This window comes from Pelagerythrobacter marinus, assembly GCF_009827515.1.
Taxonomy (GTDB): Bacteria; Pseudomonadota; Alphaproteobacteria; order Sphingomonadales; family Sphingomonadaceae; genus Pelagerythrobacter; species Pelagerythrobacter marinus.
This window is the reverse complement of record NZ_WTYO01000013.1, coordinates 1-10,095: the sequence shown is the minus strand read 5'-3', so window position 1 is coordinate 10,095 and position 10,095 is coordinate 1. Positions and strand designations below refer to the sequence as shown.

Genomic DNA, 10,095 nt, shown 5'->3' with positions numbered 1-10,095 from the left:
CTCGCACGACACGGCGGCCTGAGATCGATGTGTCCGGCACCGCTGCCAGGCACTCCCTGGTCACGTCATCGACTACATTGAGCACACGGAACCTCCTGCCCGACGCCATCTGGTCGTGCATAAAGTTCAGGCTCCAGCGTTGGTTCGGCAGAGCCGGCACCGGGGCAGGAGCCCTTTGTGCCGACAGCACGCTTGCGGCTGCGTCGCCGCCTGACCGCCAAGCCTTCCTCCTGGTAGATGCGCTGGGTCTTCTTACGGTTGATCATGATCCCCTCCCGGCGCAGCAGGATATGCAGCCGCCGATAGCCGAACCGACGACGCCGGTTGGCCAGCTCCCGCAGCTTCTCTCTCAGCTCGGCATCGTCGCCTCGCGTCGAGCGGTAGCGCACACTCTCGCGATCGGCACCAACGACACGGCACGCCCGTCGCTCGCTCATCCCGTGGCAGGCCTGGAGATGAGCCACAGCTTCCCGCTTCGCGGCGGGCGTCAAAACCTTTTGCCAGGAGATCCTTCAGTGCCGCCTTGTCCAGCATCGCATCGGCCAGCAGCCGCTTGTCGACCGTTCTTCTATCAGGGCCGGACTCTAGGACGTGCACTCATAAAATGGTGGCACGAGGCGGTGATTGCTGATTCAAGGTTTGCAAAGGAGAGCAGCCATGAGCCAGCGGCGATACGAACTGACGGATTTCGAGTGGTCGATTATCGCACCGCTCCTGCCGAACAAGCCTCGCGGAGTGCCGCGGGTCGATGACCGGATGGTCCTGAACGGCATTTACTGGCGTTTGCGGACAGAATCGCCTTGGGCCGACATCCCTGAGCGCTATGGTCCTTATACGACCTGCTACAACCGCTTCGTGCGCTGGGCGAAGGTCGGCGTCTGGGATCGGATCTTCTCCGCCGTATCCGCCGCCTACGAGGGAGACGAGCAATCGGTCGACAGTTCCTCGATCCGGGTTCACCAGCACGGCGCCAACGCTAAAAGGGGGGCTCCGAGACCGCCGGCGTGGCTGACCTTCGAGCCTGCTGCATGGGGCGTTCGCGAGGCGGTCTGACGACCAAGGTGCATGCCGTGACCGATGCGCGCGGCCTGCCGATCACGCTCAAGCTCACTGCCGGGCAGGCCCATGACGGACGCTCGGCCCGCGACATGCTCGGCACGATCGGCCCCGGCCAGGCGCTGCTGGCGGATGCGGCCTATGACAGCAATGTCCTGCGCGCCCATCTCGCCGCGACCGGCGCAAAGGCTGTCATCAAACCAATCCCGCGCCGATCCGCCCCGCCACCGCTCGATCGCAGCGCCTATCGACGCCGCAACCGAATCGAACGGTTCTTCTCAAAGCTCAAGCACTACCGGGCCATCGCCACGCGCTACGAAAAGCATGACGCCAACTTCCTCGCCCTCGTCAAACTCGCCGCCACTCGAATCTGGCTACGCGCTTATGAGTCGGTGTCCTAATCCAACTTGGAGGAAAATCAGGGGGGCACGTCACCTCCGCGCCAAGATGGGCCTTCACCTTCACCGCCCAGACAAAGGCCAACCAGGATTCGCGCCACTCCGATATCTTTTCGCGAGTGAGCCAAGCACCTATCAGAACGCAGCGATATCAGTGATCGCGCGACCCAAAATCAATGCGTGGATATCGTGGGCGCCTTCATAAGTGTTGACGCTCTCTAAGTTCACCATGTGGCGGATGACTTGATATTCTTCGGAGATACCGTTGCCGCCAAGCATATCCCGGGACTGACGCGCGATATTGAGCGCCTTTCCGACATTGTTGCGTTTGACCATGGAGGACATCTCGGGCGCAAACCGACCTTCTTCCATCAAGCGACCTACGCGCAGGCTTGCTTGCAGGCCGAAGCCGATGTCGCACATCATATCCGCCAGCTTCTTCTGATAGAGCTGGGTTGCAGCAAGCGGTCTGCCGAATTGCTTGCGGTCGAGGCCATATTGGCGCGCAGCATGGAAGCAGAACTCCGCTGCTCCCATCGCCCCCCATGAAATGCCATAGCGTGCTCGGTTGAGGCATCCGAACGGCCCATTCAACCCTTCGGTAAAGGGAAGCAAACCATCGGCTGCGACTCGCACTCCGTCCATCAGAATCATCCCGGTGGTTGACGCGCGTAGACTGATCTTGCCTTCAATCTTGGGCGTTTGAAGACCTGCCATGCCTTTCTCGAGGAGGAAGCCCCGGATTGCACCGCCATGCGCCTCCGATTTGGCCCAGATAACAAGGACGTCGGAGAATGGCGCATTGCTGATCCAAGTCTTGGTGCCGCTAAGGACAAATCCATCGCCATCCGGCTTGGCGACGGTGCGCATCCCGCTGGGGTCGGAACCGGCATCGGGCTCGGTCAGGCCGAAGCAGCCGATTAGCTGGCCCGACGCGAGGCCGGGCAGATATTTGCGCTTCTGCTCCTCCGAGCCATAGGCGTATATCGGATACATGACGAGGCTGGATTGGACCGAGGCCATCGATCGGTAGCCCGAATCGACACGTTCGATCTCGCGGGCCACAAGCCCATAGGCGACATAGCTAGCGCCCGCACCACCATATTCCTCCGGCAAGGTCACGCCCAACATGCCCGCCTCGCCCATCATCGCGAACAATTCCGGCGCGTCCTTCTCCTCGCGGAAAGCCTCGATCACGCGCGGCTGCAACTCGCCTTGAGAAAAGCCGTGCGCAGAATCGCGCACCATCCGCTCCTCCTCGGTAAGAAGCTCATCGAACCTAAAGGGGTCTTCCCAATCGAATTTTGCCATGTCCGCCACGCTTAATCTCCTTTACCTAAGCAAAATGGCCGGGTTGTCTCATTCGCACAATGACAATAAATACCGAATATGATCGCGAATTGGAATGACCTGTGATTGACGGAAAGTGTCTTGCTGCTTTCGTGGCAATTTCGGAAACGCGCAGTTTCTCACGTGCCGCTGACGTGCTGGGTATTGCTCAGTCAGTCGTGAGCAAACGTCTGCGGCGGCTCGAAGACCAACTCGGCGTTGAACTGATTGATCGCAGTGCGAAGGTCAACATCCATGCCACCAACGTTGGACAACTTTTCTTGGAAGAAGCTAGAGAGACGCTCCGTCAGTTGGATCGGGCTGAGCGATCGGGCCGTAATCTCGCTCGCGACAGCAGTGGTCCGCTTAGCATTGGCTTTGTCTTCTCAGCCGCGATGAATGGCTCGTTGGTTAGGATCCTGTCGCGCTTACGAGCGGCACTGCCTGAACTGACAGTTTTGCCACGCCTGATGGAAACGCCTGAGCAGCTTGCCGCGCTGGAAGCTGGCAGCCTTGACATGGCGCTGGTCAGGCCGCGCCCCTCCTATCTACCGGGTGGCACTGCAACGGTCATCTGTTCCGAGGCGCTGATGGTGTGCATGTCGTCGACCCATCGTCTTGTTGAGGCAGACGAGATCATATCGAGGGAGTTGTCCGGCGAGCGCTTCATTGTGCCGCAATTTCGCGAACAGGTCGGGCTGAATGATTCCGTTCGTCGCCTGGCGAAGGCAGGTGGGATCGTGATGCCGGAAATTTTAAGTACCGAAGACTTCGTAAGCGCAGCCTGCCTTGCTGCCGCCGGCGTCGGCCTCGTGCTCGCACCGGAGTCGCTTTGCAATCTTGGTCTGAAAGGTGTAGTCTTTCGTCCACTGGGGGACTATTCCGAATGTCTCGAGACGGTTCTGGTTTGTCGCAAGGATGCGCCAACGCGTGCCGCCAATCAGATCCTCACGCTATTCGATAAAAGGCCGGCAATTGCTTTGCAAGACTGATTGCTAGAGAAGTGATTAGAGGAAAGGAGAGCGTCGGAACAACTATCCGGTGGAAGTTGAAAACCCCTTGCTAGCCATACAGCTTGTTAGAATGCCCAGTCTTCGGCGTTCCCGGCGCAGAAGGAGGCGAATCGAGACACACGGTTGTGTTGTTGAAGTTGGCGAGGCCGCGCCCGACGCGAAACTGATAGCGGTTTACAAGCGAGTAGTTAATATTCTCAGGTCCCCCCGCTCGATAGAATATCGCGAAGCTCCTGCGCCGTATTTGTGAGTTATTGAAGGTGCTTGATACTGAGTTGAGGGCATCTCGTTGGACCGCGCATGGTAACCGGTAACCAGGCAACATGATCTGTGTGATTAGCCCCACGGTCCACTGGCGTGGGTTTTCTGTGAACATTGTCATTGGCCCACGCGAGCCTCGGCCCACTAGCTTCGAGGAACTCGATACCTACGTCGAGCACGACTGCGTCGATTTCGGGATGCAGTACCAGAAGATAACGGGCGATGGTGTCGTCACCGGCAGCGGCACGATCAACGGGCGACTGGTCTACGTCTTCAGCCAGGATTTCACCGTATTCGGCGGCAGTCTGTCCAAGCGTCATGCGGAGAAGATCTGCAAGGTGATGGACAACGCCATGAAGGTCGGTGCGCCCGTCATCGGCCTCAACGACAGCGGCGGGGCGCGCATCCAGGAAGGCGTGGCCAGCCTTGGCGGCTATGCCGAGGTGTTCCAGTAGAACGTTCTCGCCAGCGGGGTCGTGCCGCAGCTCAGCCGCATCATGGGGCCGTGCGCGGGCGGGGCGGGATACTCGCCCGCCATGACCGACTTCATCTTCATGGTGAAGGACAGTTCCTACATGTTCGTGACCGGGCCGGACGTTGTGAAGACCGTCACCAACGAGGAAGTCACGCAGGAGGACCTGGGCGGCGCGGTGGTGCACACCACCAAGACGAGCGTTGCCGACCTTGCGCTGGAGAACGATATCGAGGCGCTGCTGGCCGCGCGCGAGCTGATCGGCTTCGTGCCCGAGAGCAACCGCGATCCGCTGCTCGAACTGCCGACAGACGATCCGTGGGATCGGCGCGAGGACAGCCTCGACACGCTGATCCCGGCCAGTTCCAACATGCCCTACGACATGCACGAGCTGATCCGTAAGGTTGTCGACGATGGCAACTTCTTCGAGATTCAGCCAAAGCACGGCGCGAACATCATCACCGGCTTCGGCCGCATCGAAGGCAAGCCCGTGGGCTTCGTCGCCAACCAGCCGATGGTGCTCGCTGGCGTGCTGGACATCGACGCCAGCCGCAAAGCCGCCCGGTTCGTGCGGTTCTGCGATGCCTTCTCCATCCCGATCATGACATTCGTGGACGTGCCCGGCTTCCTCCCCGGCAGCAGCCAGGAGCACAACGGCATCATCAAGCACGGCGCAAAGCTGCTGTTTGCCTATGCCGAGGCGACCGTGCCCAAGATCACCGTGATCACCCGCAAGGCTTATGGCGGGGCCTATGACGTGATGGCATCCAAGCACCTGCGCGGCGACCTCAACTACGCCTGGCCTACCGCCGAGATCGCGGTGATGGGCGCGAAAGGCGCGGTGGAGATCATCTTCCGCCAGGACCGCGACAACCCTGACAAGATAGCCGAGAAGACGAAGGAATACGAAGACCGCTTCGCCAACCCCTTCGTAGCGGCATCACGTGGCTACATCGACGAAGTGATCTACCCACGCTCCACCCGCCGCCGCATCGCGCTGGGCCTGCGCAAGCTGGCAGGCAAACAGCTCGAGAACCCGTGGAAGAAGCACGATAACCTGCCGCTATGACCGACAAAAATACAAAGATTGACTGGCAGGAGCGCGCTTCAAAGGAAATAAGAGGCCGTGATCTTGTGTGGCGCACGCCGGAGGGGATCGAGGTTCAGCCGCTTTACACGGCGCAGGATGCGGAGGGGCTGGATCCCGGCCTGCCCGGCTTTGCGCCCTATACGCGCGGCCCCTATGCCAGCATGTACACAGGCCGCCCTTGGACGATCCGGCAATATGCGGGTTTTTCGACGGCGGAGGAATCGAACGCTTTCTATCGCCGTAACCTGGCGATGGGGCAGAAGGGCCTCTCGGTCGCCTTCGACCTTGCCACCCATCGCGGTTACGATTCGGACCACCCGCGCGTGCGCGGAGACGTGGGCAAGGCGGGCGTCGCCATCGACACCGTGCGCGACATGGAGATCCTGTTCGACCAGATACCGCTCGACGAGATGAGTGTCTCGATGACCATGAACGGGGCAGTAATCCCGGTCATGGCGTTCTACATCGTGGCGGCAGAGCGGCAGGGCGTGAGCCAGGAAAAACTCAGCGGCACCATCCAGAACGACATCCTGAAGGAGTTCATGGTCCGCAACACCTACATCTATCCGCCTGCGCCCTCGATGCGGATCGTGTCGGACATCATCGCCTACACCAGCCAGCACATGCCGCGCTTCAACTCGATTTCGATCAGCGGCTATCACATGCACGAGGCCGGGGCGACGGCGGTGCAGGAACTTGCCTTCACCATCGCGGACGGCAAGGAATACGCCAAGCGCGCGATGGAAACGGGCCTCGATATCGATGCCTTCGCGCCGCGCCTGTCGTTCTTCTGGGGGATCGGCATGAACTTCTTCATGGAGATCGCCAAGATGCGCGCCGCACGCCTGCTGTGGCACGAGGTGATGACCGAGCTTGGCGCGAAGAACGAAAAATCGAAGATGCTGCGCACGCACTGTCAGACTTCCGGCGTGTCGTTGCAGGAGCAGGATCCCTACAACAACGTCATCCGTACCACGCTGGAGGCGCTGTCTGCCGTGCTTGGCGGCACGCAGTCGCTGCACACCAACGCGCTGGACGAGGCCATCGCGCTGCCGACAGACTTCTCCGCCCGCATCGCCCGCAACACCCAGCTGGTGATCCAGGAGGAGACGGGCATCTGCAACGTCGCCGATCCGCTGGGGGGCAGCTATTATATAGAGGCGCTGACGAAGGAGATTGCCGACAAGGCCCGCGAGCTCTTGGCAGAGGTGGACCAAGCGGGCGGCATGACCGCCTACGTCGCCAGCGGCGCGCCCAAGGCGGCCATCGAATCTGCCGCTGCCGAAAAGCAGGCCAAGGTCGACAAGGGCGAGACGGTGATCGTCGGCGTGAACAAGTACCGCAAGGCCGAGGAAGACCCGATCGATACGCTGGATATCGACAACCACAAGGTCCGCGCATCGCAGGTTGCCCGCATCGAGAAGGTGCGCCAGAGCCGGGACGAAGCGGCCTGCAAGACAGCGCTCGGGGCGCTGACCGATGGTGCGCGAAGCGATGCCAACCTGCTGGCACTCGCCGTGGAAGCCGCCCGCGCGGACGCGACGCTGGGCGAGATCTCCGCCGCGATGGAAGAGGCCTTCGGTCGCTACGACACCATCCCCACACCGGTGAAGGGCGTCTATTCCAGTGCTTACGAAGGCGATGAACGATATGCGCAGGTGGTGGAAGGGGGGGGAGGCCGTGGCCCGCCGCCTCGATCACAAGCCCCGTATCCTTGTCGCCAAGATGGGGCAGGACGGGCATGATCGCGGGCGAACGTGATCGCGAGCGCCTTTGCCGACATGGGGTTCGAGGTGATCAGCGGCCCGCTGTTCCAGACGCCCGAGGAAACCGCGAAGATGGCGCTGGAGCACAAGGTCGATGCCGTGGGCGCATCATCGCTCGCCGCAGGCCACAAGACGCTGATCCCCGAGCTGATCGAGCACCTGAAGGACGCGGGCCGCGCCGATATCAAGGTGGTGGCGGGCGGCGTGATCCCGCAAACCGACTACGACTTCCTGAAGAAAGCCGGAGTGCAGGGCATCTACGGCCCAGGCACCAACGTGGTGGAAGCAGCCGCAGACCTGCTAAGACTGCTCGGCCACAACATGCCGCCTGCGGGCGAAGAAATAGAGGCGGCGGAGTAATCATGTTCACGCCATGGCGAACAAGACGGCTCGCATGGCATGGGCGATATTGCGCAGCGGAGAGAGCTACAAGATCGCGTGACCATGGCTCAGCGCTGAGCGGGATCACGAATGGCTTCAAATGCGAGGTCAAGACTTGATGGTGTAACGGCACGGACCGTCGCTTCACAGCCTGTGAGGAACGATGGCCTTCGAGGCCGCTCATCTTAGAAGGCACTGAACCGCGCGGATTCCCATCATGGCCAGAAGCAAATTTGCTTCGATCGATAGGCCGGATAGATTCACGCATCCAATGCCGCAGCACGATCAAAAATCCACCTTGCGCGGGAGGCGTCCATAGATTCGTTCCTTCCCCACTACGAGGAAGCCCAAATCCTTCCTTTAATCACAACCTCAAGACAGTGCCATTGATGCTGACGGACACAGGGAGTCCGGCCACTGCGAAGGCCAGATTCTACAGATCCTTACGCTCGCCCTCGGCCATCGGAAGGCTGGACACCGCCACGGCAGCCCTTCTGTTCACGGATGGCCCACCTGCACACAAGATCAGTGCCGAAAGCATTTGCGTGCAATCGAATATGCCGACCATTCAGTGGGGTCGGCCCACAAGTCAGAGGGGAGATCGCTCGAGAATTAGAAGAACCATTACTATCACGCCCAGTTGCAATCCTAGAAATTGTCCATACCTATGCGCATGGTTGTGTCCAGACAAGGGAGACTGAATTGGAGACCATGAAAGCTTGGATCGTCAGGAAATATGGCAAACCAAAGGAAATGATCTTGAACCAAACTGCCATACCAAAACTCGAGGTAGGGCAAGAGGATCGAGCGGATACGCTAGTCAAAATTGAAGCGGCAGGTCTAAATTTCGCCGACGAAATCGCTATTGCAGGAAACTATCAAGATCGGATCGAACCTCCTTTTATCCCGGGCAACGAGCTAGCGGGAACCGTCGTTGAGACTATCAAAGGCTCAAAGTTTTCTCCGGGTGACAGGGTGGCAGGCCAGATCCGCAATGGCGCCTTTGCACAATACTGTGCCGTCCCTTCCGATCGTTTGATGGCAATAGGAGATCTGCCAGCCCCAATTGCGGCCGCTCTTCCGGTTTCCTATACCACCGCCCACATCGCCCTTTTCGTGAAAGGCAATCTCAAAAGGGGAGATACAATTTTAATCCATGCGGCGGCAGGCGGATTGGGCATTGCTGCCACTCAACTTGCAAAGACCGTGGGAGCCCGCATCATTGCTACGGCAGGGGACGAAGATAAGCGGAGAGTAGCGAAAGAGAATGGAGCGGATCATGTGATCGATTACCGTCAGAGTGATTGGCCTGAGCAAGTCAGAGCCTTTGCTCCAGATGGGGTCGATATAATCCTGGATCCGGTTGGCGGAGAAACCTCGGAACAAAGCTTGCGCCTTTTGGCATGGGAGGGCAGGCTGTTGGTATGCGGCTTTGCAGGTGGCAAGATTCAGGTGACGTGACCCCCTGATTTTCCTCCAAGTTGGATTAGAGTCCGGCCCTGACAGAAGGACGGACGAGATGAAGAGAACGAGGTTTTCAGAAGAGCAGATCATCGGCGTGCTCAAGGAGGCGGAGGCGGGAGCGAAGACCGCCGACCTGGCCCGGCGACACGGGGTTTCGGAAGCGACGATCTACAACTGGAAGTCGAAGTATGGCGGGCTGGAGGTATCCGATGCCCGGCGGCTCAAGGAGCTGGAGAGCGAGAACGCCAAGCTCAAGCGGTTGCTGGCCGATGCGATGTTGGACAAGGCTGCGCTGAAGGATCTTCTGGCAAAAAAGTTCTGACGCCCGCCGCGCAGCGGGAAGCTGTCGCTCATCTTCAGGCATGCCACGGGATGAGCGAGCGGCGGGCGTGCCGTGTCATCGATGCCGATCGCAAGAGCGTGCGTTACCGTTCCACCCGGGACGATGATGCCGGTCTGCGAGAGAAGCTGCGGGAGCTGGCCAACCAGCGTCGCCGGTTCGGCTATCGCCGTCTGCATATCCTGCTGCGTCGGGAGGGGATCATGATCAACCGGAAGAAGACCCAGAGGCTCTACAAGGAGGAAGGCTTGGCGGTGAGGCGTCGACGCAGCCGCAGGCGCGCAGTCGGCACGAGGGCACCTGCTCCGGTGCTCGCCTTACCGAACCAGCGCTGGAGCCTCGACTTCGTTCACGATCAGATGGCGTCTGGCAGGCGGTTCCGCGTGCTCAACGTCGTCGATGACGTGACGAGGGAGTGTCTCGCAGCGGTGCCGGATACCTCGATCTCTGGTCGCCGTGTCGTTCGCGAGCTGACCGAGCTGATCGCCCAGCGTGGCAAGCCCGGCATGATCGTCAGCGACAACG

Annotated in this window: 4 protein-coding genes and 4 pseudogenes; 6 read left to right on the top strand and 2 right to left on the bottom strand. The window is 60.2% G+C overall.

Annotated features, from left to right (window positions below):
* Nucleotides 1–555 (bottom strand): annotated as a pseudogene (locus GRI72_RS14390) (IS3 family transposase); the annotation flags it as partial.
* Between the two features lie 102 nt (nt 556–657).
* Here GRI72_RS14390 and GRI72_RS14385 point away from each other — a divergent pair.
* Nucleotides 658–1,457, top strand: a protein-coding gene (locus GRI72_RS14385) for an IS5 family transposase (protein WP_419880250.1) whose coding sequence is annotated in 2 segments (ribosomal slippage) — nt 658–984 and nt 987–1,457 — 798 coding nt in all. Because the reading frame shifts where the segments join, the coding sequence is not laid out codon by codon here.
* A gap of 132 nt (nt 1,458–1,589) precedes the next feature.
* Here GRI72_RS14385 and GRI72_RS14380 read toward each other — a convergent pair.
* A complete protein-coding gene (locus GRI72_RS14380; protein WP_119588194.1) occupies nt 1,590–2,765 on the bottom strand; it encodes an acyl-CoA dehydrogenase in 1,176 nt (391 codons plus the stop codon).
* Between the two features lie 131 nt (nt 2,766–2,896).
* On the opposite strand from GRI72_RS14380, the gene GRI72_RS14375 reads away from it, so the two are divergent.
* The 5 genes and pseudogenes from GRI72_RS14375 to GRI72_RS14355 form a co-directional block, all read left to right on the top strand.
* Nucleotides 2,897–3,775, top strand: coding sequence for a LysR family transcriptional regulator (locus GRI72_RS14375; protein ID WP_337191205.1), 879 nt, complete (start codon nt 2,897–2,899; stop codon nt 3,773–3,775).
* 428 nt (nt 3,776–4,203) lie between these two features.
* Nucleotides 4,204–5,598, top strand: a pseudogene (locus tag GRI72_RS14370) (acyl-CoA carboxylase subunit beta); the annotation flags it as partial.
* A pseudogene (gene scpA / locus GRI72_RS14365) lies at nt 5,595–7,745 on the top strand (methylmalonyl-CoA mutase). The pseudogenes GRI72_RS14370 and scpA, both read left to right, overlap by 4 nt.
* Nucleotides 7,746–8,477: 732 nt before the next feature.
* Nucleotides 8,478–9,227 carry a zinc-binding dehydrogenase gene (locus GRI72_RS14360; protein WP_237487225.1) on the top strand — a complete coding sequence of 250 codons (750 nt, stop codon included), beginning with the start codon at nt 8,478–8,480 and terminating at the stop codon, nt 9,225–9,227.
* A gap of 58 nt (nt 9,228–9,285) precedes the next feature.
* Nucleotides 9,286–10,095: pseudogene (locus tag GRI72_RS14355) on the top strand (IS3-like element ISEli1 family transposase); the annotation flags it as partial.